The following is a 25,212-nucleotide window of genomic DNA, read 5'->3' on the forward strand; positions in this document are numbered from 1 at the left end:
CGTTACGGATCCATCAGGGCCTTGTCGAGTGCGGTATCGGTGAACTGGGCCCCCTGGGTCCGGGCGCCTTTCATGTCCGTCTCGGCGAGGTTTGCCCCCTTGAAACGCGCGCCCGAAAGGTCGGCATTGCGCAGCCGTGCGCTCTCCAGGTCCGAGGGCCAGAAACGTCCGGTCGGATTGCCGTGGGCGTCTTTCAGTTCCACCGGATAGAGCAGGGCACCGTTCAGCTGCGCGTCCGTCAGGTCGGCGCCTATCAGCTTGGCGCCGGAAAGGTCGCTGTCCCGAAGGTCCGCATTGGTCAGTTTCGCGCCCGTCAGGTCGGTCATCACGAGTTGCGTCCGGCGCATCTTGGCGCCGGTCAGATCGACCTCTCGCAGATCCGCGCCCGAGAGATTGATATCGGAGAGATCGACGTCCCGGAGGGTCGCGCCGGCGAGCTGCGCACGTGTTCCGCCGCGGCCCTGTTCGCGGATCCAGAGCTCGTGGTCGTTCACGATGTCGCGCAGCGACCGGCTGCGGTCGCCGCTCTCGGTCACCAGCTGGGCGCCGGAGAGATCGGCGGTCGAGAGATTGACCCGCTCCAGAATGGCGCTGCTGAGGTCGGAATTGGCGAAGCTGGTTTCGGACACGAGCGCGCCGCGCAGATTGGCACCCTTCAGGTTCGCGCCGACGATCCGCGCCTTCGCGAGATTGGCGCCGGAAAGATCCGCACCGGTCAGATTGGCATTCTCGAGATTGACGCCCGAGAGATTGGCGCCGCAGAGCAGGGTATTCTCAAGGTTGGCGCCGATCATGCTGGCATCGGAAAGATCGGTGCCCGAAAGATTGGCGTTGTTGATATCCGCCTCGTCCATCGTCGAGGAGGACATGTCCGCGCGGATGAAGGTCGGACGCTCGCCGGTCAGATCGTTGATGATCGCCCCGCCGCGCATGTCGGCTTCCTTCAGGTTGGCGCCGGCGAGATTTGACGAGCGGATTGTGGCGCCGCGCAGGTCAGCACGCATCAGCACCGCATTCGAGAGATCCGTATTGTCGAGATTGGCGCAGAACAGGTCCGCAAAGCTGAGATCGGCCCCGGACAGGAACGTGTTCGAGAAATTCGTCCCGGACAGCCGCGCAGACTGCAGGTTCACGCGGGCAAGCTGGAAGCCCGTGATGTCGAGACCCGATAGGTCCGCGCGGACTCCGCCCGGCTTCCGCTTTAGCCACTGCTCGTGGCTCTCGATCGCTTTAAGGATATCGTCCGGCGTCATCGGCTCCGGCCACTTTCAAAACATACGGGGCCGCCGCAAAGCGGACACGTCGCTGCATTGTACAAGGCTTCTAACAGGTCAGGCACCATCATTGCCATCCGTCCACGATGATTCCGAGACATGGATCCGCAATTTCCCGGGACGGGCGTATGGTATCCTCAACGCGGGCGTGAAGACTGAGGCGTTCGCAATAGTGCTTCAGAGCCGAAAAACCGTCTGTCCCGCTGATGTCGTCAGGTGCTATTCCGGACTCCCTGAGCCGGAGGCTCACCATGGGAGACTTGTCGGAGTTCCTGAGCAGGTAAATCACAAAGCTGCTGGCCCGCTGCTCTTCATGCTCACCCCGCTGTTCTCGCACATCCGTCGCGACACGATCGATGAGACGCTCTATTTCCTCGCTCAGATAGGCGAGTTGCTCTGCTTTTTGCTCTTCACTCATCAATACGGGGTGGTTCCCTACCGGTCGCGGTGAAATCGATAGCCGGAATGTGCCTTCAAACCTGAATTCGCATGGCGAAGGGCCGGCGGGTCAAGGGGAAATTCCATCGGGACTTTGATTGGCGGCTCGATTCGGAAAAGTCGCGCCGACCGTAATCCTCAGTCGGAGTTTTTCTCCTTATGATCCGTTTTCGCTGAGTCGAGCTGCTCCGGCTGGAACACGGCGTCGGTAAGGTTGACCCCTCTCATGTCGGCTCCGGTGAGGTTGGCGCCGGTCAGGTCCGCTCCGGCCAGATTGGCATTGTGCAGATCTGCGCCTTTCAGGTTGGCCTGGACGAGCTTGGCGCCGGACAGATTCGCAGGCCATTTGCGCCCGGTGACCTTGCCTTTCGAGTCCTTCAGATCCACCGGCGCGATGATCGCGTTGGAAAGATCGGCTTCTGTCATGTCGGCATTGGCGAGGTTGATGCCCTCGAGCGTCGCCCCGCTGAGATTGGTGCCCTTGAGGTTGGTCGAGGACAGATCGGACATCACCAGCAGGATATTCGAAAGGTTGCCGCCGCTGATATTGGCGCCGTGCAGATCGGCGCCGGAAAGGTTGACGGCCGAAAGATCGATGAAGCTCAGGTCCGTGCCTTTCAGAATGGCGCGGTCGCCGAGGCGGCCGTCCTCGCGGATCCAGACATAGTGCATGTTCAGCACTTCGCGCACCTCGAAGGGCAGCGAGTCCTCGTGCCGGACCATGTTGGCGCCGGTCACGTCCGCGGCCGAGAGGTCGCAGCCGTCGAGATTGGCGCCCGAGAGGTTGGCGTGCTTGAGAATGGTGTTGTCGAGGATAGCGCCCTTGAGGTTCGCATCCTGCAGGTCGGCACCGGAGAGATCCGCTTCCACCAGGATGCAGCCGGACAGGTCGGCGCCCTTCAGGTCTGCCTTGCGCAGATTGACGCCGGAGAGATTGGCTCCGGCAAGATGCGCGCCCGCGAGCTGCGCGTTCGGCATGGCGGAATAGCTGAGATCGGCACCCTGCTGGTTCGAGGTCGGGCTTTTCCGCTCGCCGTCTTCGTCGTCCGAGCCGAACATGAGGGTTCCGCCACGGAAATCCGCGCCGACGAGATTGGCGCCCTTGAACGCGACATTGCGGATGCTGGCGCCCCGGAGATCGGCGTTCTGCAGGTCGGCGTTGCGGAGATCGGCACCGTCGAGCACGGCGCAGAACAGATCCGTGTTGCTGAGGTTGCTTCCGGCAAGAATTGTTTTCTCGAGATTGGCCCCGGACAGCTTGGCCGATTTGAGATTGACCTTCTCGAGCGTGAAGCCCGAGAGGTTCGCGCGCGCGAGATTCGCCCGCGCTCCGCTATGCGCCCGGCTGAGCCATTTTTCATGTTCGTCGAGGATTGTAGCGATTTCCTGCGGCGTCATCTCGGTGAGCCATGTCCCATTCTAGTGAGGCCCTTGTCCCGGGGCGGGTCCAAGTAACTCGAAATTCACCCGGAACAATAGCCGCCAGATGACCGGGGTGGAAGCACGAAGAGAGGGAGCCCCTGCAAGTCAAAGGCCCGGCTTACAAGAAAAATGAACCCGGAATACAGTCTCTTTCGATCGCATAATAAATGATTAATGCGATGCATAAACACCGGTTGTTTCGCGCTGCCGTTACTCGGCCGCCTGCTTTGCCTCAGTCTCCGTATCCGGCCCGGTTCGCGGCGCTGATTCGAGCAACCCGACCGTCAGGGAGAGCAGCGGCGGGATGATCGCGAGCGTCAGAAGGGCGGAAAGCGCCAACCCGCCGATCACGACCGAACCCAGGCCCCGGTAAAGCTCCGAGCCGGCGCCCGGGAAGATCACCAGCGGAAGCATCCCGAGAACGCTGGTCAGCGTCGACATGAAGATCGGCCGTATCCGGTTGCGCGTGGCCTCGATGATGGCCGTGCCGGCCTCCATTTTCTCCTCGCGGATATGATAGAGCGTCTGGTGGACCAGCAGGATGGCATTGTTCACCACGATGCCGATCAGAATGACGAAGCCCAGCAGGGTGAGCATGTCGAGGTTTTGCCTGGTGAAGATATTGAGAGTGGCAAGGCCGACGACCCCGCCGGCGGTGGCGAGCGGCACCGAGAAGATGATCACCAGCGGATAGAAGAAGCTCTCGAACAGCACGGCCATCACAAGATAGACGATGACCAGCGCCATGATCAGATCGAGCACCATCTCGTTCCAGGTCTGGGCCAGCTTGTCGGCCGTACCGGACATCCGGATGCTCACGCCCGGCGGCAGACCCTCCTCCTGCAACGGAGTGATCACTTCGTCGCGCATCCGGTTGAGTGCGGCTTCCAGCGGCATGCCGGTCGGCGGGGATACGATGAGCGTTATGGTGCGCAGCCGCTCGACATGACGGATTTCGGTCGGTCCGGTGGTGACCACCACGTCGGCGAGCGAGCCGGCGGGAACGATCGTGCCTTCGCTGGTGACGACCGGAAGATTGCGCACACCCTGGGTTTCCAGGATATGCCGCTCCGGACCCTGCAGCGTGAGGTCGATCCGTTCGCCCTGCACGGTGATTTCGGCGACACGCACCCCGTCATTGTAGGCGTCGACCGTGACCCCGAGATTGCGCGCGGTGACGCCGTTATCGGCAAGCAAAGTCCTGTTCGGCAGCACCCGGACTTCCGGTGCCCCGAGGGAAAGCGAGGGCTGCGGGCGAACCTGTGTGCCTTCCTCGCGCGGGAAGGCCTCGTTCACCCGCTGGAAGACGGTCTGGGCGACTTCGGCCAGTTCCTCCAGCTCGCCGCCCGAAATATCGAGGTCGATCGCGCTCGTTCCGCCGACGCCGCGGCCGAACAGAGAGGTCTGCCTGAAGAAGCCGAAGGTTCCGGGCTCGGAGAAAAGCGAACGCCGCAGCACCGGGATCAGCGCCTTCGCCTGAGCCGGATCGACGGCTGCGGCACCGACGATGACGTTCGCGCGGAAGGCGACGAAGAAGAAGCGGGACAGCATCGGCGTGCCGTCTTCGGCGTTGCTCTGCGTTCCCTCGAAATCCCAGAGCGGCTTCGTCGTGTTCTCGAGCTTCTGGGCGATCGCGGCCATGGTGTCGAGGTTGTAGCCGGGCGGGGGCTGGACATAACCGATGATCAGGTTGCGGTTGCCGTCCGGCAGATAATCGAGCTGCGGCAGCATGGCCCAGGTGACCGCGATGCCGCTGCCGGTCATGCCCGCGATGACGGCGATCGCAAAGGTCCGGTTGCGGACCACTGCCCGCGTCTGCCTGAGCGCAACGGCAACGAAGCCGCTGGCGAAACCGTCCAGCAGCGGGATCCGCCGCGAGGCCGAAATCTCGGTGACGTTCTTCTTGAGCAGACGGCTGGCCAGAGCAGGCACCACGGTGGCCGAAACCACCAGGGACAGACAGACCGCGACCGAGATCGCGACCGCGATATCCCGGAACAGCTGTCCGACTTCCAACTCCATGACCAGGATCGGGATGAACACCATGACCGTGGTCAGCGAGGAGACCAGCACCGCGCCCCAGACCTGCTGCGCGCCGAGGTAGGAGGCCTCGCGCTGGTCGAAGCCGTTCTGCCGCAACCGGAAGATGTTCTCGAGCACGACGATTGCGGCATCCACCACCATGCCGACGGCGAAGGCGAAGCCAGCGAGCGAGATCACGTTGATCGAGCGGCCGAGCGCCGCCATCGCGACAAAGGACCCAATCACCGACACGGGAATGGCGAGACTCACCACAAGGGTCGCGCTGCCGCTGCGCAGGAAGAGGTAGAGCACGAGCGCGGCGAGCAGGCCGCCGACCCAGATGTTCTGGCGGACGAGGTCGATCGCGGAATCGATATAGGTTGTCTCGTCATAGACCTGGACGATGCGAAGCCCGCGGCTGGGCAGAAGGGTCTCGTTCAGCTCCTTCAGGGTCGCGCGGACCTCCTCCATGACCTCGATGACATTCGCGCCGGTCTCGCGGTACATCGGCACGCCGAGGGCCGGGATGCCGAACTGGCGGATCCGGGCGACCGGCTCCTTGTAGCCCATCTGGACTTCGGCCACGTCCGCGACCGTGACGCGCGCCACGCGTCCGGTCATCGGATCCTCGATCGAACGCAGCACGACCCGGCGGACGTCCTCCATGGTCTCGAAGTCGCCCTCGGTGCGGACCACGTACCGGCGCTTGCCTTCCTCGACCGCACCGGCGGAGATCGAGGCATTGGCCTCGCGCAGCGCCTGCAGCACGTCCGGAATGGTCAGCTGGTATTGCGCCAGCAGCTGCGGCTCGACGACGACCTGCATTTCCCGCTCGGCACCGCCATAGATCCGCGCCTCGCCGATCCCGGGGATGCGTTCGATGCGCGATTTCACGAAATCCTCGGCGAAATCGCCGAAGGTGTGGATCGGAGCCTCGTTGCCCTCGTTCCGCATGATCACGGCCCAGGCGATGGCGTTGTCTTCCGAGCCGGATGTCTGGAAGGTCGGCTCGTCCGCCTCGTCCGGATAGCCGCCGACGCGGTCGAGCCGGTTGGCGACCAGCAGCAGGGCCTTGTCCATGTCGTTGCCCGGCGTGAATTCGAGTTCGATCCGCCCGCGGCCGTCCTCGGCGCGGGAAATCATCGATTCAAGCCCTTCGAGGCCCCGCAGCTCGTCTTCCTGCCGGTTGATGATCTCGCGTTCGATCTCGGCCGGCGCGGCACCCGCCCATTCCGTGGTCACGGTGATCACCGGACGGTTCACGTCCGGCGCCAGTTGGATCGGGATGTTCAGCAGCGCGACGAAGCCGAACATCACGACCATCAGCACGACGGCGACGACGGCGACAGGACGGTCGATCGAGACCCGGATCAGGCCGTTCATGGCGTTAACCCTTCACCTGGACGGCCACGGGCTGGCCCGGGCGCAGACGTTCATTGCCCTTGATCACGACCTTGTCTCCAGGGGCGAGGCCTTCCAGCACCTCGAACCTGTTACCCAGGGATTCGCCGATGATGATCGTGCGCGGCTGGACCTTGCCGTCCTGCACCAGGTAGACGCGGGGTTTGGCGCTGTCGAGCAGCAGGGCATCCTTGTGAACGCTGATCACAGTGCGCTCCATACCGACCGGTATGAAAACCGTGACACCCTGGTTTTCGGCGATCCGGACCGCGTCTTCCGACAGCTCCGGCGTGAAGCGCACGGCGCGGGTCCGGGTGCGTGGGTTTTCTTCCGGGATGATCGCGCGGACCGCCGCGTTCATCCGCCTTCCATCCTGCAATTGCGCGCCGACGACGACGCCCGGCGCGAGACCCGAGAGCCGTTGTGCGGGCACATCGGCCTCGATTTCCAGCGCTTCGTCGTTCATCAGGGTCACGATCGCACCGCCGACCTGAACATGATCGCCGGCGACCACATGTCGGGCGAGGACGACGCCGGAATAGGGCGCCCGGATGCTGGCATCGGCGAGCGCGATTTCGGCCAACTGAAGTTCCGCTTGCGCGCGGGCCATTTCGGCTTCGCTCTCGGCGAAGCTCGCCGTCGCCGCCTCGAGATCCCGCTGGGCATCCTCAAGGGCGTTCTTGCGAAACGCGTTCGAGCCCCGGAGTTGTTCTGTCCGGGCCAGGGTCTGCTCGGCCTTGGCCCGATTTGCGGATGCGCGTGCGAGCTGCGCCTCGGCCTTTTTCACTTCCGAGGCCCTGAGGCTGCGCTCGGCCCGCAGCCGGCTGTCGGCGAGACGCGCGATCACATCGCCTTTCTCGACCCTGTCCCCTGCGCGCACGGAAACCTCCTCGACCCGCTCCGCCACCCGGGTCGCGACAGGGCCGAGTTCGAGGGCCACGAAACGGCCGGTCGCGGGCGCCGTTTGCGTCAGAGGTTCCTCGCGAACCTCGTCGACTTCGACCGGGCTCGCCTTGCCTTGGGCGAATGCGGGCAGAACAGAAAGCACGATGATGGAGAGCGAAAGGCAAGCCGGGACGATGCCGCGGCGCAAAGACTTCAAGACAGACGGCATTGTGCACACGCCTTCCGACGCCAAAATGTTGAAGCGACCCGTGTCGGTGATTTCGCCCGGGAAAAGGTTATTAGTGAAGTAACGTTTATCTTGCCGGGCGCCAGTCCTTATCGCAATCGAATCTAAGATGGATCCGTTCCGGATCGCGGCAAGTTGACGCTGGAAGGTTCAGCGGCGTTCTTGCTAAGAACGGACGGCGCGGCATTGTCCGTCGTGGAAGCCTGCGTAACGTTGGGGAGGGACGGAAATGACGACGATGCTTTTCACTCATTCGGATTGTTTCGGGCATGATCCGGGCCGCATGCATCCGGAGCATCCGGCCCGTCTGAAGGCCATTCTGAACGCGCTCGAGGCGGATGAGTTCAAGGCGCTCGAACGCCGCGAAGCGCCGAAAGCGACGGTGGAGCAGATCGCCCGCGCGCATCCGCTGGATTACGTCGAGGCGATCCTCGATGCCGTTCCGGACAGCGGCGAGCGGCATCTCGATGGCGACACCGTGATGACGCCCGGCACCGGCGACGCGATCCTGCGCGGGTCCGGTGCGGCCTGCGCCGCGGTCGACGCGGTGCTCGGCGGCGAGGCGAAGAACGCCTTCTGCGCCATGCGGCCTCCGGGACACCATGCCGAGCCGCGGACGCCGATGGGGTTCTGCTTCTTCAACCAGGTCGCGGTCGGCGCGGAACAGGCGCGGGCCGTACATGGGCTCCGCCGGGTCGCGATCGTCGATTTCGACGTTCATCACGGCAACGGAACCCAGGCGATTTTCGAGGCCGACGGCGGCGTGTTCTATGCATCAACCCACCAGACGCCGCTGTTCCCGGGAACAGGCAAGCAGACCGAGCGCGGCGTAGGCAACATCTGCAACGTGCCTCTGCCTCCGATGGCGGGCAGCGAGCAGTTCCGCGCGGCGATCTCCGAGATCATTTCCCCGAAACTGATCGAGTTCCAGCCGGAGCTGCTGATGATCTCGGCCGGGTTCGATGCCCATATCGACGATCCGCTCGCCTCGCTCTGTCTCACCGAGGAGGATTTCGCCTGGGTGACAGAGGAACTGATGCGTGTCGCGGATCTCGTCTGCGACGGGAAGATCGTCTCGGTTCTGGAGGGCGGTTACGACCTCGAGGCGCTGGCGAACTCCACGGCGGCGCATGTCCGGACACTGATGAAAGCCTGACTGTCCGATCGGGGCGCCCGGCCTTGTAACGGGGGCGGGCGGGAACTATTGTCGGGCAACGGTCCGAAGGAGATGCCTCTTGAGCGAAAATACATCCGCAGAAATCGGTGCCCTCAGCTTCGAGCAGGCGCTGGAACAGCTTGAAGCGATCGTCGGCAAGCTCGAATCCGGCAGCGGCACCCTGGACGATGCCATCAATGCCTATGCGCGCGGAGCGGAACTCAAGGCCCATTGCCAGAAGAAGCTGGACGAAGCGCGCATGAAGGTCGAAAAGATCCGGCGCCCGGACGGCGATGGCGCGGTTTCCGCCGAACCGTTCGACAGCTGATCCAAATTTCCGTCAAAGACTGAGCAGGACCGATACCGGACATGACCGATCTTAAGGACGCGATCGCGAGCTGCGCGCGCGAGGTCGAGCGCGTAATGGAATTCCTGTTACCCGAGGCCGACGATGCCGAGGCGCGCCTTTTCGAGGCGATGCGCTATTCCTGTCTCGGGGGCGGCAAGCGGCTGCGTCCCTTCATCGTCCAGCAGTCCGCCAAGCTCTTCGCCGTCGATCCGCGGTGCGCATACCGCGTCGGCGCGGCGGTGGAGTTCATGCACTGCTATTCCCTGATCCACGACGATCTTCCGGCGATGGATGACAGCGATCTGCGCCGCGGCCGGCCGAGCTGCCACAAGAAGTTCGACGAGGCGACCGCGATCCTCGCGGGCGACGCGCTGCAGGCTCTGGCCTTTGAGGTGCTGTCGGCGGAAGAAACGAATTCCGACGCTTGGGTCCGCGCGCAGCTGGTTGCCGGCCTCGCCAAGGCGGCTGGCGGTACAGGGATGGTCGGCGGTCAGATGATTGACCTGCTGGCGGAAGAGCAGGAGTTCGATATCGGGGCGATCACCCGTCTGCAACGCATGAAGACCGGTGAGATCTTCGCCTTCGCCGCCACCTCCGGAGCCATTCTGGGGCACGCTAGCAAGAAACACACCCACGCCCTGCATTCCTACGCCCAGGAACTCGGGCTCGCCTTCCAGATCGCAGACGATCTGCTCGATTACGAGGGGGATTCCAACACCACCGGAAAGCCCGTCGGGCAGGACGGTGTGGCCGGAAAAGCGACCTTTGTTTCCATTCTCGGACCCGAACGGGCCCGGGCGCAGGCGAAGCTGCTGGCGGAACAGGCGGCCCGCGCCCTTGATTTATTCGGTGATCGGGCAGACCTTCTGAAACAGGTCGCCGCCTATGTCGTCGATCGTACGCATTAAGCCAACGCGCTGATTTGGACATGCCTGACCGCAGAACCCCGCTTCTGGACCGAGTTCGCGTTCCCGCAGATATGCGGTCCTTCACAGATCCGCAGCTGAAACAGCTGGCGGAGGATCTGCGCCGTGAGACCATCGACGCGGTCTCCGTCACCGGCGGGCATCTCGGCGCCGGGCTCGGCGTGGTCGAGCTGACGGTGGCGATCCACAACGTCTTCGACACGCCGCGCGACAAGGTGATCTGGGATGTCGGTCACCAGGCCTATCCGCACAAGATCCTGACCGGCCGCCGCGACCGGATCCGCACCCTGCGCCAGGGCGGCGGGCTTTCCGGCTTCACCAAGCGCTCCGAAAGCGAATACGACCCCTTCGGTGCCGCGCATAGCTCGACCTCGATCTCGGCCGGCCTCGGCATGGCGGTGGCGCGGGATCTGAAGGGCGAGGATTTCAACGTCGTCGCGGTGATCGGCGACGGCGCGATGAGCGCGGGCATGGCCTATGAGGCGATGAACAATGCGGGCGCGCTGCGCAACCGCATGATCGTCATCCTCAACGACAACGACATGTCGATCGCGCCGCCGGTCGGGGCGCTCAGCGCGCACCTCTCGCAGCTGATTTCCTCGAAGCCGTTCCGCAGCCTGCGCGATCTCGCCAAGCAGTTTGCCCAGAACCTGCCGAAACCGATGGAGGAGACCGCGCGCCGGGCCGAGGAATTCGCCCGCGGCATGGTCACCGGCGGCACGCTGTTCGAGGAGCTCGGCTTCTACTATGTCGGGCCGGTGGACGGGCACAATCTCGACCATCTGCTGCCCGTCCTGCGCAATGTCCGCGACATGGACCGGGACCGTCCGGTGCTGCTGCACGTCGTGACCGAGAAAGGCCGCGGCCATCCGTTCGGAGCCCCAGCGGCGGACAAGTATCACGCTGTGCCGAAATTCGACGTCGTGACCGGCGAGGTGAAGAAGCCGGCTTCGAACGCGCCGAGCTACACCTCGGTTTTCGCCGACGCTCTCGTTGCAGAGGCACGCGAGGACGAGCGTATCGTCGCGGTGACGGCCGCCATGCCGTCCGGAACGGGGCTCGACAAGTTCGCGAAGGCCTTTCCAAAGCGCAGCTTCGACGTCGGAATCGCCGAACAGCACGCCGTGACCTTCGCGGCCGGCATGGCCTGCGAGGGCATGAAGCCTTTTGCCGCGATCTACTCGACCTTTCTGCAGCGCGGTTACGACCAGGTCGTGCACGACGTTGCGATCCAGAAGCTGCCGGTGCGCTTCGCCATCGACCGCGCGGGCCTTGTTGGCGCCGATGGGGCGACCCATGCGGGCAGCTTCGACCTCGCCTATCTCGGCTGCCTGCCGGACTTCGTCATCATGGCGCCGTCGGACGAGGCGGAGCTGGTCCATATGGTCGCGACCGCGGCTGCGATCGACGACCGGCCGAGCGCCGTCCGCTATCCGCGCGGCGAGGGTGTCGGCATCGAACTGCCGGCGCGGGGGGACGTACTGGAGATCGGCAAGGGGCGGATCGTGCGCGAGGGATCCAGGGTCGCGCTGCTGTCGCTTGGCTGCCGGTTGCAGGAATGCCTTTCAGCGGCGGACGAGCTTGCGACGCGGGGGCTTTCCACAACGGTCGCCGACGCACGCTTCGCCAAGCCGCTCGACCGGGACCTGCTGCGCCGTCTCGCGGCGGAGCATGAAGTGCTGATCACCATCGAGGAAGGCAGCATCGGCGGCTTCGCCAGCCAGGTGCTGCATGCGCTGGCGGAAGACGGTCTGCTCGAGTCCGGTCTTAAGGTCCGGCCGATGGTGTTGCCCGACCTGTTCCTCGATCACGATACTCCGGCCCGGCAGTACCATCTGGCCGGACTCGATGCCGAAGCGATCACCAATACCGCCCTGGCCGCGCTCGGGGTCGACAGAGCCTCGGCGCCCGCTCGCGCCTGAGCTGTCATGTCCTCCGAACGCCTCGACCTGGCGCTCGTGAGCCGCGGGTTTGTCGAGAGCAGAAGCCGCGCGCGACAGTTGGTCGAGGCCGGCGATGTCATGGTCGACGGCGTGACGGTGACCAAAGCAGCGGCAAAGGTCTCCCCGGAGCAGATCCTCACGCTGGCCGAAACGGCGCACCGCTGGGCCTCCCGCGCGGCGCTGAAACTGGTTCGTGCGCTCGATCTTTTCGCGATCGACCCGGCTGGGGAGATCTGTCTCGATATCGGTGCCTCGACGGGCGGCTTCACGGATGTGCTGCTCGATCGCGGGGCGCGCCGTGTCCATGCCGTCGATGTCGGGCACGGTCAGCTGATACCGCGCCTGCGCGACGACAGCCGTGTCGTGGTCTACGAACATTTGAACGTCCGCGATCTCACCCCTGAAATGATCGGGGAGCCGGTCGGGCTGATCGTCTCCGACGTCAGTTTCATTTCTTTGAAACTGGCGCTTCCGGCAGCGCTTGCCTGTGCCGGCGACGGCGCCGTGCTGGTCGCGCTGGTCAAGCCGCAATTCGAGGTCGGGCGGGCGAAGGTCGGCCGCGGCGGGATCGTGCGGGACGAGCGCACGCGACGGGATGCGCTGGAAGAGATCAGCGGATGGCTCGAGCAGAGCGCGGGCTGGCAGGTATGCGGCGCCACGGACTCGCCGATTTCCGGAACTGACGGGAATCAGGAATACTTAATTGCCGCGCGAAAACCGTGCTAGGCTTCCGCCGGTAACAGTAAGGCGCTGTGCATGACCGAAGCAGACCGCAAGACTTCCGCCGCGGGACGGGCCAAGGGCCGGTCGAAAAAACCGGCGGCGACGTCTTTCGATCCCGCATGCCTCAGATTCAGCGAAATGCTCGCCTACGGCCTCGGTGCCAGCGGGCGCAGCTGGCTGGACGCCGTGCGCACCGGCGACGACCGCGAGGAAAGCGGACTTATCGAGCGCGCCGCGGCCCGCGTCAGCGAGCGTGACCTCCGCCGGCAGCAGAATATCGAGGCGATCTTCTCCCTCGCCATGACCATGCTGAAAGACAACGCGGACGCGGACGGACATGTCGATCCGGACTGGAGCGTGCGCTTCATTGAGGCCGCATCCGATTGCGGCGACCGCGCCGGGCAGGAAATGTGGGCGGCGTTGCTGGCGCTGGAGGCGGAAGAAAGCGGCGCCGTTCCACCGGTCACGTTCCGGGTGATGAGCACCCTCAACCGCGCCATGATCCGCTGGGTCGCGATCCTGGCGAAGTTCCGCATCAACAATTTCCTGGTTCGCCTTTCCGACGAGTTCTTCGGGGAGAGGGAGCTCACCGGCGACTGCATCCTGCTGCTGGAGGAGTACGGCCTGCTCCGGACGAACCGGGATCTCAGCAAGGTCTTCAGCTCGCAGAAGGAAGACCATTTCACGACCAATCTGCTGTATGCCGACAAGGTCGTGCGCGTCAGTCACGAAGACCCTGCGGCCGATCTGACATTGCCGTGCTATCGCCTGAGCGAGGCCGGGACCGCATTGGCGCGGGCGGCGGGACGTCTCTCGCATGTCGAGGCGGATCTCGATTATCTGCTGGAGATCGTCAAGCTGGTCGAGGCGCAGGGCTATACGGTCGCCCAGGCGGATATCCTGGCGCGCAGGTCCGACACCATCGTCTCGAAGCATTCGCCCTTCTGCGAACTGCGGACCCTGAACCTGAGACGCTGATTTCCGGGGTCCGGACAAGAAACGGGCAATGCGCGAAGCAATGCCCGTTTTTGCGTTTTGCGGTCGATTTTCCGGTTCATGCGGGCTGTTGGCGCGCGGCCGCTTCCGTCTCGACGATCTTCAGCGCGTTACGGAGCAGTTGAGATTCCTGTGCGCTCAGTTTGGCCTGACGTGAGAGGCGCCGCAGATGTACGGCCGCATCGCCAAGGCCGGGAAGCTGCGCCGAAGATTCTTCGACGCTGACGGGGGCGCTCCTGCGTCGCGGTTGGTTGCGGGCAAATTCCTTCCAGATCGTAACGTCATGGGTCAGGCCGCCGGCTCCGTGCAGAAGCAGATATAAAGCGTTATGCATGATTTTTCCTCACTGTTTGGGGTGTCGATCACTCACTTCATGCATTGGAATATCATGGGGAAACGGCTTGAGAACAAATGATTGATTTTCACCTGTTATGTTATTTTAATTTACATGTTATGAGCAGGCGTCTCCCCCCTTTGACCGCCCTTCGGGCCTTTGAGGCCGCAGCCCGTCTTGGCGGCGTGAGCAAGGCCGCGGACGAGCTGAGCGTGACCCATGCCGCGGTCAGTCATCAGATTCGTGCGCTGGAAGACTGGTTCGGGCTTGCGCTGTTTGACAGGGTCGGGCGCAAGATCCGGCCGACCGCGACGGGGCGTCGCCTGCTGGCGTCCGTATCGGCCGCTCTGGACACCATCGCCGGCGCGGTGGATGAAATCTGTCACGATGCGAGCCAGCGGGTACTGACGGTCTCCTCCGCACCGTCGGTCGCCTACAGGCTCCTGGTGCCGCGGCTCGCAGGTTTCACCGCGCTGGAGCCCGAGGTCGAGGTGCATCTGCACCATTCGGTCACGCTGTCGAACTTCACCACGGACGGTGTCGATATCGCGCTCCGCTTCGGCCGCGGAGACTGGCCCGGCACCGTGACGAAGAAACTGATGCCCGGATATGCACAGCCGCTGGCAAGCCCCATCCTGCTGGAACGCGAGGGGATCTCATTGTCGGACTTGCCGCTTTCGCCGGAGCGGATCGCCCAGCTGCCGCTGCATCATGAGGACACGACGATCTTCTGGCGCACCTGGTTCGATGCCGCCGGTGCCGGCGGGACGCGTTTCAGGCGGGGGGCGGTCTATTACGATGCGGCGACGATCCTGAATGTCGCGGTGGCCGGACAGGCGGCCGTCCTGGCGCGGCCGGCCCTGGCGCTCGAGGAACTCAAGAAAGGTATGCTTGTTCCGCTCTCCGACGTCAGGATCGATGAGGATGCGGGATATTATCTGGTCTACCCGCGCGAGAAGGCTTCCGATTCGCTGATTCTGGCGTTCGATGCCTGGGTTGTGTCGGAATTGGCGCAATATGACGTTGACGGAACATTTTCCGAAAATGCCCTGACCCCTTAATTTGACCGAGATCAGACGCCATTTGCGGGTAATTCCGGCTCTCGAAATCGAGAAAGCGTCGTAATGCGGATACAGGCGCTTTTTTGACTCGACCATCCTGACAGGCACAATGACGGACAGCAAAGAGAGCACGCGGGACGCGGCGTGCCGGTCCGGACAGCGTGCCGGACCCCGACCTTGACCTGAAATTGAGTCCGGTCTGCCGAGCAAATGGCGGGCCAGGGGAGGCAAAATGAGCGACGTAGCAGATCGCGGCCCCGATGGGGACGCGAACGTTATCGACACCGACTACGAAGTCGGCCAACACAACATTCAGCCGCAGATCGGCCGGTTCGGGATGGACATCCATAACCCGGTCTTCGCCATCTCTGCCGGCAGCATCATCCTGATGGTGTTCTATTCATTGGCCCTGCCGGAACAGGCCGGCGCGTTCTTCGGGTGGCTGCGACCGACCCTGACATCCGGCTTCGACTGGTTCTTCCTGCTGGCCGGGAACGTTTTTGTCGTGCTGACGCTGGTGCTGATCGTCTCGCCGCTGGGCAAGATCCGGCTCGGTGGAACCGAAGCAAAACCGGACTATTCCTATCCCGGCTGGTTCGCGATGCTGTTCGCGGCCGGGATGGGTATCGGCCTGATGTTCTTCGGTGTCTCGGAGCCGATCTCGCATTACTCCTCGTCCGTCGCGGACGGCGCAGGTGCGCCGGACAGCTGGGCGCCGCTCGCCGGCGCGGCCGGTGATGCTGCGGAAGCGCAACGTCTCGGGATGGCGGCAACCATCTTCCACTGGGGCCTCCATCCCTGGGCGATCTATGCCGTCGTGGCGCTCGCGCTGGCGCTGTTCGCCTACAACAAGGGCCTGCCGCTCAGCATCCGCTCGATTTTCTATCCGATCTTCGGCGAGCGGGTCTGGGGCTGGACCGGCCATATCATCGACACGCTGGCGGTCTTCGCGACCCTGTTCGGGCTTGCGACCTCGCTTGGCATCGGGGCGGAGCAGGCCAATGCCGGGCTCAACTTCCTGTTCGGCATTCCGGTGAGCGACACCTCGAAAGTGGTGCTCATCTCCGGCATCACGGGCATCGCGCTGATTTCCGTGGTCGCCGGTCTCGATGCCGGGGTGAAGCGCCTTTCCGAGATCAACATGGTGCTCGCCATCCTGTTGCTCGGTTTCATCATCGTGGTCGGCCCGACCCTCGCCATCGCGACCGGCTTCTTCGGCAATCTTGGCGCCTATCTCCAGTATCTGCCGGAGCTCTCCAATCCGTTCGGCCGCGACGACGCGAACTTCTCCCAGGGCTGGACCTCGTTCTACTGGGCCTGGTGGATCTCCTGGTCGCCGTTCGTCGGCATGTTCATCGCCCGGGTCAGCCGCGGCCGGACCGTGCGCGAGTTCCTGTTCTGCGTGCTGATCGTGCCGTCCGTCGTCTCCGTGCTCTGGATGACGGCCTTCGGCGGCACCGCGCTGTCGCTGCTCCAGGCAGGGCATCAGGAGATCGCCGACGCGGCGCTCGAACTGAAGCTCTTCACCATGCTGGAACAGCTTCCGCTCGCGGGCATCACCTCCTTCATCGGCATCGTACTGGTGATCGTCTTCTTCGTGACCTCGTCGGATTCCGGTTCGCTGGTCATCGACACGATCACGGCCGGCGGCAAGGTCGATGCCCCGGTGCCGCAGCGGATCTTCTGGGCGACCTTCGAGGGCATGGTGGCGATCGCGCTGCTGCTCGGCGGCGGGCTCGGCGCGCTGCAGGCGGCCTCGGTCTCGACCGGATTGCCATTCGCGCTTGTGCTCTTGCTCGGTTGCGTCTCGCTGGTCAAGGGACTGATGAGCGAACCAAAGGCGAAGTAGATCCTACCTGCCAAACAAGAGGCCGCCGGGCAATCAGCTCCGGCGGCCTTCTTTTTCAGACCCGCGTCGGCTCCACCAGGATTTGCGAGACATTGACGCCCGCCGGTGCCGTCATCGCGTAGACGATTGCGTCCGCGATGTCTTCCGGGGCGAGTGTGCCCGGCGCATTGTCGTAGAACTCGGTCGCCCGGTCGCCGTCGCCCCAGCGGCTTTCGGCGAACTCGGTGCGGGTGAGGCCGGGGAGGACTTCCGTCACCCGGATATCGGTCTTGCCGAAATCGAGGCGCAAGCCGTCGGTGAAGGCCCGGACGGCGAATTTCGAGGCGTTGTAGATGCTGCCCCCCGGATAGACTCGGAGCCCGGCGGTGGAGCCGAGCGTTACGATATGACCGGTTCCGCGGGCTGCCATCCCGTCGATTACCGCGCGGCAGACCCGGATGGTGCCGTTCACGTTTGTCTCGATGATGTTGGCCCAGGTTTCGGCGTCGGCCTGGTCGAAGCGCGCCCGCCCGCCGACATCGTGGCCGGCGCAGACCACGGCACCGTGGATGTTGCGCCACCCCTCCGGCATGCGCTCGATCAGCGAGGCAGCGGAGTCCGGATCGGCGACGTCGAGCTGCAGCGGCAGGCAGTGGCCCGGACGGTTCTTCGCCATCGCCTGGAGACGGTCCATGCGCCGCGCGGCCGCGATCACGCGCGCGCCCTCGGCAAGCAGGCGCTCCACCGTCGCCGCCCCGATGCCGGAACTGGCGCCCGCCACCAGCACGATTTTGTCTCTCAGATCGAAGCGTTCCATCACCTTGCCGTTCATCGCCTTGATTTCAAAAGCTTTCGACCAGCTTCGCCGGGCGCCGGGGCGCGGTCAAGTGCGCGCGGCGGCGACAAAGTCGACCCAGCGTCCGGTAAAGCTGTCGCAAAAAGCGCAGGCCGCCGGCTCGTTCCGGTCGAGTGCGGCCGGGAGCGCGGTGCGCCATCCGGGCTTCCGCTCGTCGAGATGGGCGGCGGCGGCGGAGCTCCAGCGCTCGGCCAGTGTTCGGTCGACCTCGAAATGAAACTGCGTGCCGTAGCTGACCTCGCCGACGCGGTAGCCTTGGTTTACGTACTCCGTGCCTGTCGCCAGCAGGGTGGCGCCCGGCGGCAGCTCGAACGTGTCAGAATGCCACTGGAAAATCGGAACGGCGGGATCGAGCAGAGACATCAGCGGATCGTCGCGCCCGGCGGCGTTCGGCGTAATCGGCACGTAGCCGAATTCCAGCGGCCGGGCGAGGATGTTGCGGCCGCCATGGGCGCGGGCGAGAAGCTGCGAGCCGAGGCAGATCCCGAGCACCGGGCGGCGGGCCCGGTCGAAGTCGCGCATCAGTTCCATCAGGGACGAGAACCAGGGCGAGCCGGCATCGTCCAGCGCATCCTGCGCGCCGCCGAGCACGATCATGCCGTCATGGCTGTCCGGCGTCGCGGGCAGGGGCGTTCCGTCGAAAGGCTGAACGACGTCCGTCTTGACGCCTCGCTCGCGGAAGGTCTTCGCCATCCGGCCGATATCGGTGCCGGCGAAATTCTCGACGATCAGGATGCGCATCAGGCGGCCTTCAGGCGGTTGCTGGTGGTGAGCGTGACGCCCCGTTCGGCCATCTCCGCCTTCGCCGCGGCGAGCGAGCCGTCGAGGTCGATCGCCCGGCAGCCATCTTCGAGCACGGTGACGCCGAAGCCGAGCGACACCGCGTCGATCGCGGAATAATGGACGCAGAAATCGGTCGCCAGCCCGACGAGGACAATCTCCCCGATGCCGCGATCCCGAAGCGCGCCGGCGAGGCCGGTGCTGGTCTTGTGATCGTTCTCGAGGAAGGCGGAGTAGGAGTCGATATGGCTGTGGAAGCCCTTGCGGACGACCAGGGTGGCCCGGTCGGTCTCCAGCTCGGCATGGAAGGCCGCACCCTCCGTGCCCTGCACGCAGTGCGTCGGCCAGAGGACCTGCGGGCCGTAGGGCATCTCGATCATCGAGAAGGGCTCGCCGCCCGGATTGTTGGCGGCGAAGGAGGCGTGGTCGGCCGGGTGCCAGTCCTGCGTCAGGACAACGGTTTCGAACTGGCCCATCAGCCGGTTCGCGAGGTGCACGACGGCGTCCCCGTCGGCCACGGCAAGCGCGCCGCCGGGACAGAAATCGTTCTGGATATCGACCACGATGAGCGCGGTGCTGGGGCCCGTCTTCATTCCTGTTCTCCGCCGGAAGGTGCCGGTTTCAGATAGGGGATCACGAGGACATTTATGAGGCTTCCGCGCCACGCTGGAAACCCGGCGCCGCGCGGTGAGAGCCGTTCCCGGATGGAGCGGACCGAATCCGGATGCAGTTTCGTTCGCAATCCGCGCGATTAGCGGCCTGTTTCCAACGCTATAGATAACAGGGACCACGGGACAGATGCGGGAGACATCGCGATGGAGACTCCGGGCGGAGTGAAAGCGGAGGCCTGGGCGCCGGTACGGATGGGCGCGCAGGGGGCAGTGGTGACCAATCACCCGCTCTCCTCTATGGCGGGCATGCGCATCCTGATGAGCGGCGGCAACGCGGTGGACGCAGCCGTCGCGATCGGTTTCGCGCTTGGCGTCGCCGAGCCGCAGGGTTCCGGCATCGCGGCCGACGGCTTCATGATGATCCACATGAAGGACGCGAAGTCGCTTTCCATCGCCAACGGCACCGGCAATGCGCCGCTGGCGGCAACGCCGGAGCGGTTCCGGGACGGGATCGTGACCAACGGCATCCTCTCCGTCTCGATCCCCGGGATCTGCGACGCGCTGCTTTCCGCGCATGAGCGCCACGGGCGGCTCCCTCTGGCCGACTGTATCCAGCCGGCGATCGAGCTCTGCCTCGAGGGCGTTCCGCAGACCTATTTCCAATGCAATCTGGCGGCATCGCACGACCTGCTGCACAGCTTCCCCGCCTCGGCGGCAATCTTCGCACCCGACGGCGTGCCCCTGAAGCCCGGCCAGATCCGGCGCAATCCCGATCTGGCGAAGACCTACGCGCTGATCGCCGAGCACGGGCGGGACGCTTTTTACGAGGGGCCGCTGGCAGACGCCATCGCCGCCTTTTCGGAGCAGGCGGGCGGGATCCTGACGAAGGAGGATTTCGCGCGCTTCCGGATGGAGTGGCAGGAGCCGATCTCGACGACCTATCGCGGCAAGACGGTCTATGAGGCGCCGCCGAATTCCTCCGGCCATGTCCTGTTGCAGGAACTGAACCTGATCGAGCATTTCGACATCGCCGGGCTCGGTCTCCATTCCGCCGAAGCGATCCATCTGATGGTCGAGGCGAAGCGCCTTGCCTTTGCCGACCGCGAGGCCTTTCTCGGCGATCCGGCTTTCGTCGATGTGCCGCTGGAGGGGTTGCTCTCGAAGGAATATGCGGCCGAGCGGGCGAAGCTGATCGATCCGGAGCGCGCCGCCGAAGCGGTCGCGGCAGGCGATCCCTGGGCCTTCCAGAACCGCGCGCCCGCCGCCGGGAAGTCCTCCGGGCATGCCGGATCGGGCATGGGCGAGATGCGCTCCGACACGACGCATTACTGCGTCATCGACCGCTGGGGCAACGCGGTCGACGGGCTGCAGAGCCTTTCGGGACATTTCGGCTCGCAGGTGGTCTGCCCCGGAACCGGGATGCTGCTGAACAACCGGATGAATTACTGGCACCTCGATGCCGGGCACCCGAACCTGCTGCAGCCCGGCAAACGGGTCCGGCATACGATGAACCCGGTCATGGTTTTCGATCGCGCGGTGGAAGCGGGCGGCGCGCTCGGCCTCTGCTGCGGCACGCCGGGGGCCGACGTGCAGGTCCAGGTGAACATGCAGATCCTTTCCGCGATCTACGATCACGGTCTGAACGTGTCGGAGGCGATCCATGCCCCGCGCTGGACCCATATCCAGACGGGTATGACCTCCGCCTATCCGCATAGTGCGGGAAAGCCGGAAAGCATGGTCGGCGAGGACCGGCTCGGCGATGCCGTGATCGGGGATCTGATCCGTCTCGGACACCCGCTGAAGAAGGTCGGCGCCTGGGCCGGCGGGGCCAGCATGGGCGCCATTCAGGTCAGCGAATTCGGAAGCTATCACGCCGCGTCGGACCCCCGCCGGGACGGGCAGGCGCTGGTCTTCTAGCCGGACGGACAAGAAAAAGGCCCCGCCGGGGAGGCGGGGCCGAGGGATATCCGGACCGGCTGGTTAAGTGGTCCGGGGGTACGACTCATGAACCTCAGGTGCCGAGCTTGGAGCCCACTTCGAGACCCTGTTCGGCGGCGAATTCCTTGGCCGAGACCTTCTTGCCGCCGTCATAGCGCACGCGCTGCACCAGGATGCCACCGCGGCCCGCATTGACCACGAAACCGTCGTCGGTGAGGGCGCAGATGCGGCCGGTGCGGCCGGAGCCTTCTGCCGGGCGGCTGTCGAAGATCTGCAGTTCCTTGCCGTTCAGCGTGGTCCAGGCACCAGGCTGCGGGTTGCAGCCGCGGATCTGGTTGTAGACTTCTGTCTGGCTGCGGTTCCAGTTGATCTCGCCGTCCGCATTGCGGCACCAGCCCTCGTAGGTCGCCTTGGACTCGTCCTGCGGCGTGTGCGGCGGGTTGCCGGCGCGGATCAGATCGATGGACTCCAGCACAGCCTCGATGCCGAGCGGGAAGATCTTGTCGAAATAGACCGAGCCGAGCGTGTCGTCCGGGGTGATCTCGACTTCCTTCTGGACGCAGATATCGCCCTCGTCGAGCCCGTCGTCCGGATAGAAGATCGTAAGACCCGTCTTCTTGGCGCCCCAGATGATCGGCCAGTTGATGGAAGAGGGACCGCGATGCAGCGGCAGCAGGGACGGGTGGAAGCAGAGCGAGCCGTGCTTCGGCACGTTCCGCGCCTCCTCCGGAATGAAGATGATGACATAGGCCATCATCATCAGGTCGGCGTTCCAGCTCTTCAGCTCCTCGATCACCGCCGGGTCGGAATAATCCGCCGGCTGGCGCACTTCGAGGCCGTGTTCGAGAGCGGCTTCCTTGACCGGATCGACCGGACGGCCTTCCTTGTCAGGTGCGGTATAAACGGCGACGACCTCGTCCTTGCCTTTTTCCAGAATGGCCTCAAGCGCGGCCTTACCGAAGGCCTGCTGCCCGTTCAGGATAATGCGCATGTCGCTCCCTCCCCGCCGCCCGGCGCGCTCCGGGCGGGCTAGCTTGACTGACGGAGCGGGGACGGATGTCCCCGCTCCTGAAATGTATCAGAACAGGCCTTCGATCTGGTCCTGATCGTTCAGGGTGATCTTCTCGGCCGCCGGCACCCGCGGCAGGCCCGGCATGGTCATGATGTCGCCGCAGACCGCGACGATGAACTCCGCACCGTTCGAGAGCCGGACCTCGCGGATCGGAAGCGTATGGCCGCTCGGCGCGCCCTTCGCGTTCGGATCGATCGAGAAGCTGTACTGGGTCTTGGCGATGCAGACCGGGAACTTGCCCGCGCCGAGCGCCTCGAAGTCCTTGATCTGGTTCAGCACCTTCTGGTCCGCGACCACGCCGGCGGCGTCGTAGATGTTCTTGGCGATGGCCTCGACCTTCTGCAGCAGGCCGAGATTCTCGTCGTAGAGCGGCTTGAAGTTCGCGCTGCCGCCGTCGACCAGTTCGACCACCTTCTTCGCCAGCGCTTCGGTGCCGGCGGAGCCGTCGGCCCAGTGGGTGCAGACGATAGCATCGACGCCTTCGGAGGCCAGTTCCTTGCGGATCGCCTCAACCTCGGCGTCGGTGTCGGTGATGAAGCGGTTCAGCGCGACCACGACCGGAACGCCGAACTTCTTGGTGTTCACGACATGGCGCTTGATGTTCGAGGTGCCCTTGACGACCGCGTCGATATTCTCCGTGCCGAGATCGTCCTTGGCGACGCCGCCATGCATCTTGAGCGCCCGGACGGTGCCGACGATGACGGCCGCGGCCGGCTTCAGGCCCGCCTTGCGGCACTTGATGTCGAAGAACTTCTCGGCGCCGAGATCCGCGCCGAAGCCGGCCTCGGTGACGACATAGTCGCCGAGCTTGAGGGCGGTCTTGGTCGCCATCACGGAGTTGCAGCCATGGGCGATGTTCGCGAAAGGACCGCCATGGATGAAGGCCGGGTTGTTCTCCAGCGTCTGCACCAGGTTCGGGGCGAGCGCGTCGCGCAGCAGCACGGTCATGGCGCCATTGGCGTCGATGTCGCGGGCAAAGATCGGCTGCCGGTCGCGGGTATAGGCGACGATGATGTTGCCGAGACGGCGCTTCATGTCCTCGAGGTCGGTCGAGAGGCAGAAGATCGCCATCACCTCGGAGGCGACGACGATGTCGAAGCCGTCCTCGCGCGGGAAACCGTTGGCGACGCCGCCGAGCGAGTTGGCGATCTGGCGGAGCGCGCGGTCGTTCATGTCGATGCAGCGCTTCCAGGAGACGCGGCGCTCGTCGATGCCGAGCTTGTTGCCCCAGTAGATGTGGTTGTCGATCATCGCCGCGAGCAGGTTGTTCGCCGCCGCGATGGCGTGGAAGTCGCCGGTGAAGTGCAGGTTGATGTCTTCCATCGGCACGACCTGGGCATAGCCGCCGCCGGCGGCGCCGCCCTTCATGCCGAAGCACGGGCCGAGGCTCGGTTCGCGCAGGCAGATGATGGCCTTCTTGCCGATCCGGTTGAGCGCGTCGCCGAGGCCGACGGAGGTCGTGGTCTTGCCTTCGCCCGCCGCGGTCGGGTTGATGCCGGTGACCAGCACCAGCTTGCCGTCGGGCTTGTCTTTCAGGGTCTTGATGTAGTTCAGGTCGACCTTGGCCTTGGTGTGGCCGTAGGGCTGAAGCGATTCGGCCGGAATGCCGAGTTTCGCGCCGATCTCCATGATCGGTTTCATTTTCGCTTCGCGGGCAATTTCGATATCAGACATGACCATGATCTAGAGGCCTCCCCTGGCGTGATGCGTCTTCCGAGGCCCTTGAACAGGCCCGACATCTTTGTTCTTGGTATATTGGTATACCAAGTACCTGATGCCGTAAACGAAAGTTTTCGGTCCCCGGAAATGGACGTGATGCAGCTGTGAAATTTGCTCGCGGCTCCGTTCCGGCGGCTGTCCGGTTTCCGACCAGAATTGGACCGTCCTAGTCGGCGGTGGCGGTGGAAGTGCCTGAAAGTTCGTCGAGAACGGCGCGCGTGCCGCTTTCGCCCTGGCGCCAGACGGCCTCCAGCCACTCCGGATCGTCACAGAACAGCGCATTGCGCAATTCCGCCTTGATCCTGCGGCCGAGCGGCGTGTGCAGGTCGCCGTGGAACTTCAGCCAGGTGTCGGCCCGATGGTTGTTCACGATCTGGCCGATCGGGAAAGTGCCGAATTCGAGGATCACCTTGATCGGCGCTTCCGGACAATCGACGTCGTCGAGCACGTCGCAGGCGACATGCCGGATGCTGGAGGAGGCCGCGCCCGCACGCGGCGTGCTATCCCGGCGGATCACCTCAAGCGCGCCATACTCGCCGAGGCCGGTATGCAGATCGACGATCGCGAGCCGCTCCGCGCCGGCGCCGTGCCGGGAGACGACCTCGGCGAGATTCGCGATGGTCCAGCTCCGCTCCTTGCCGCCGTAGAACAGGCCATCCGGGTGGCTGTACTGGCCGGCGAGGACGTTCCGGCTGAAGCTCTCGAAGCCTTTTTCGTCGATATAGGCCGCGATGCGCGCTTCCGCCGCCTCGCGCTCCGGTCCGTCCCAGACGGCAGGGCAGAGCGCATCGTGCAGCGCATCGTAGTCCGGGTTCTCCGGCAGCGGATCGAAGCTCAGCAGGTTGTTGCGGTTGGGGTCGATATTGTTCTCGTCCGTCCGCGTCATGGCGGCCGAGCCGAACGGGTTCACGGCGTGGATGAAGACGGCCGCCATGTCCGCGGGCAGCCAGCTTTCGATCTCGTCGAGCAGACCGAGCTGGATGCCGGACCCGGTGGTGAGTTCGGTGCCATGGAGGCCGGAGCTAATGAACAAGACCTTCCGGGCTTTCTCGGGACCGACGCGGACAGTGTCGGTCGCGATCTCGGCGGGGAAGTTACCGCTCAGCGGATGCCGCGCCGTCTCGACCTGATATCCCTTCGCCCGTGCGGCCGTCAGGAAGCGGTGACGCGCGGTGTAGTAATTGTCGGAGAACAGGGTGAGGGAAGACGTCATCTATCCGGGCCCGGCGAT

At 64.6% G+C, this 25,212-nt stretch carries 21 protein-coding genes; 9 read left to right on the forward strand and 12 right to left on the reverse strand.

Annotated elements, in window-relative coordinates:
- Positions 1-2 precede the first annotated feature (2 nt).
- The 5 genes from JJ959_RS03765 to JJ959_RS03785 form a co-directional block, all read right to left on the reverse strand.
- Positions 3-1,253 (reverse strand): pentapeptide repeat-containing protein, encoded by a 1,251-nt coding sequence (locus tag JJ959_RS03765; protein WP_292879932.1) that lies wholly within the window; start codon positions 1,251-1,253, stop codon positions 3-5.
- Between the two features lie 88 nt (positions 1,254-1,341).
- On the reverse strand, positions 1,342-1,692 hold the full coding sequence (locus JJ959_RS03770) for a hypothetical protein (protein WP_292879933.1): 351 nt from the start codon (positions 1,690-1,692) through the stop codon (positions 1,342-1,344).
- Positions 1,693-1,850: 158 nt separating this feature from the next.
- The gene (locus JJ959_RS03775) at positions 1,851-3,110 is read right to left on the reverse strand and encodes a pentapeptide repeat-containing protein (RefSeq protein WP_292879934.1); all 1,260 of its coding nucleotides are present in this window, start codon (positions 3,108-3,110) and stop codon (positions 1,851-1,853) included.
- 234 nt (positions 3,111-3,344) lie between these two features.
- Complete coding sequence (locus JJ959_RS03780) at positions 3,345-6,539, reverse strand: efflux RND transporter permease subunit (RefSeq protein ID WP_292879935.1); 3,195 nt, start codon at positions 6,537-6,539, stop codon at positions 3,345-3,347.
- Positions 6,540-6,543: 4 nt separating this feature from the next.
- Positions 6,544-7,671 carry an efflux RND transporter periplasmic adaptor subunit gene (locus JJ959_RS03785; protein ID WP_292879936.1) on the reverse strand — a complete coding sequence of 376 codons (1,128 nt, stop codon included), beginning with the start codon at positions 7,669-7,671 and terminating at the stop codon, positions 6,544-6,546.
- 247 nt (positions 7,672-7,918) lie between these two features.
- On the opposite strand from JJ959_RS03785, the gene JJ959_RS03790 reads away from it, so the two are divergent.
- The 6 genes from JJ959_RS03790 to JJ959_RS03815 all read left to right on the forward strand — a co-directional run bounded on the left by JJ959_RS03790 (position 7,919) and on the right by JJ959_RS03815 (position 13,764).
- On the forward strand, positions 7,919-8,845 hold the full coding sequence (locus tag JJ959_RS03790; protein ID WP_292879937.1) for a histone deacetylase family protein: 927 nt from the start codon (positions 7,919-7,921) through the stop codon (positions 8,843-8,845).
- A gap of 79 nt (positions 8,846-8,924) precedes the next feature.
- Positions 8,925-9,173, forward strand: a complete 249-nt coding sequence (locus tag JJ959_RS03795) for an exodeoxyribonuclease VII small subunit (RefSeq protein WP_292879938.1) — start codon at positions 8,925-8,927, stop codon at positions 9,171-9,173.
- 41 nt (positions 9,174-9,214) lie between these two features.
- Positions 9,215-10,102: a polyprenyl synthetase family protein gene (locus JJ959_RS03800; RefSeq protein ID WP_292879939.1), complete on the forward strand. Its 888-nt coding sequence runs from the start codon at positions 9,215-9,217 to the stop codon at positions 10,100-10,102.
- Positions 10,103-10,122: 20 nt separating this feature from the next.
- On the forward strand, positions 10,123-12,042 hold the full coding sequence (gene dxs, locus JJ959_RS03805; RefSeq protein ID WP_292879940.1) for a 1-deoxy-D-xylulose-5-phosphate synthase: 1,920 nt from the start codon (positions 10,123-10,125) through the stop codon (positions 12,040-12,042).
- A 6-nt stretch (positions 12,043-12,048) separates the two neighbouring features.
- Positions 12,049-12,789: a TlyA family RNA methyltransferase gene (locus JJ959_RS03810; protein WP_292879941.1), complete on the forward strand. Its 741-nt coding sequence runs from the start codon at positions 12,049-12,051 to the stop codon at positions 12,787-12,789.
- Between the two features lie 30 nt (positions 12,790-12,819).
- A complete protein-coding gene (locus JJ959_RS03815; RefSeq protein ID WP_292879942.1) occupies positions 12,820-13,764 on the forward strand; it encodes a DUF2806 domain-containing protein in 945 nt (314 codons plus the stop codon).
- 76 nt (positions 13,765-13,840) lie between these two features.
- Here JJ959_RS03815 and JJ959_RS03820 read toward each other — a convergent pair whose 3' ends face one another.
- On the reverse strand, positions 13,841-14,116 hold the full coding sequence (locus tag JJ959_RS03820) for a hypothetical protein (RefSeq protein ID WP_292879943.1): 276 nt from the start codon (positions 14,114-14,116) through the stop codon (positions 13,841-13,843).
- A gap of 119 nt (positions 14,117-14,235) precedes the next feature.
- On the opposite strand from JJ959_RS03820, the gene JJ959_RS03825 reads away from it, so the two are divergent.
- Both JJ959_RS03825 and JJ959_RS03830 read left to right on the forward strand, forming a co-directional pair.
- The gene (locus JJ959_RS03825) at positions 14,236-15,177 is read left to right on the forward strand and encodes a LysR substrate-binding domain-containing protein (protein WP_292879944.1); all 942 of its coding nucleotides are present in this window, start codon (positions 14,236-14,238) and stop codon (positions 15,175-15,177) included.
- 232 nt (positions 15,178-15,409) lie between these two features.
- Positions 15,410-17,026 carry a BCCT family transporter gene (locus tag JJ959_RS03830; protein WP_292879945.1) on the forward strand — a complete coding sequence of 539 codons (1,617 nt, stop codon included), beginning with the start codon at positions 15,410-15,412 and terminating at the stop codon, positions 17,024-17,026.
- A 55-nt stretch (positions 17,027-17,081) separates the two neighbouring features.
- Here JJ959_RS03830 and JJ959_RS03835 read toward each other — a convergent pair whose 3' ends face one another.
- Genes JJ959_RS03835 through pncA form a run of 3 tightly spaced genes read right to left on the reverse strand, consistent with a single transcriptional unit; the run spans position 17,082 to position 19,234 of the window.
- On the reverse strand, positions 17,082-17,837 hold the full coding sequence (locus tag JJ959_RS03835; RefSeq protein ID WP_292879946.1) for an SDR family oxidoreductase: 756 nt from the start codon (positions 17,835-17,837) through the stop codon (positions 17,082-17,084).
- A gap of 51 nt (positions 17,838-17,888) precedes the next feature.
- Positions 17,889-18,602, reverse strand: a complete 714-nt coding sequence (locus JJ959_RS03840) for a type 1 glutamine amidotransferase (protein ID WP_292879947.1) — start codon at positions 18,600-18,602, stop codon at positions 17,889-17,891.
- Positions 18,602-19,234: a bifunctional nicotinamidase/pyrazinamidase gene (gene pncA, locus JJ959_RS03845; RefSeq protein ID WP_292879948.1), complete on the reverse strand. Its 633-nt coding sequence runs from the start codon at positions 19,232-19,234 to the stop codon at positions 18,602-18,604. Before pncA ends, JJ959_RS03840 begins: the two co-directional genes overlap by 1 nt.
- Positions 19,235-19,456: 222 nt before the next feature.
- On the opposite strand from pncA, the gene ggt reads away from it, so the two are divergent.
- A complete protein-coding gene (gene ggt / locus JJ959_RS03850) occupies positions 19,457-21,169 on the forward strand; it encodes a gamma-glutamyltransferase (RefSeq protein ID WP_292879949.1) in 1,713 nt (570 codons plus the stop codon).
- 94 nt (positions 21,170-21,263) lie between these two features.
- Here ggt and JJ959_RS03855 read toward each other — a convergent pair whose 3' ends face one another.
- From JJ959_RS03855 to JJ959_RS03865, 3 genes are all read right to left on the reverse strand, one after another.
- Positions 21,264-22,181 carry a methionyl-tRNA formyltransferase gene (locus tag JJ959_RS03855; protein WP_292879950.1) on the reverse strand — a complete coding sequence of 306 codons (918 nt, stop codon included), beginning with the start codon at positions 22,179-22,181 and terminating at the stop codon, positions 21,264-21,266.
- Positions 22,182-22,268: 87 nt separating this feature from the next.
- Complete coding sequence (locus JJ959_RS03860; RefSeq protein ID WP_292879951.1) at positions 22,269-23,942, reverse strand: formate--tetrahydrofolate ligase; 1,674 nt, start codon at positions 23,940-23,942, stop codon at positions 22,269-22,271.
- A gap of 205 nt (positions 23,943-24,147) precedes the next feature.
- A complete protein-coding gene (locus JJ959_RS03865) occupies positions 24,148-25,194 on the reverse strand; it encodes a DUF2817 domain-containing protein (protein ID WP_292879952.1) in 1,047 nt (348 codons plus the stop codon).
- Positions 25,195-25,212: the final 18 nt, after the last annotated feature.

This window comes from Nisaea sp. (assembly GCF_017640745.1).
Classification (GTDB): Bacteria; Pseudomonadota; Alphaproteobacteria; order Thalassobaculales; family Thalassobaculaceae; genus Nisaea.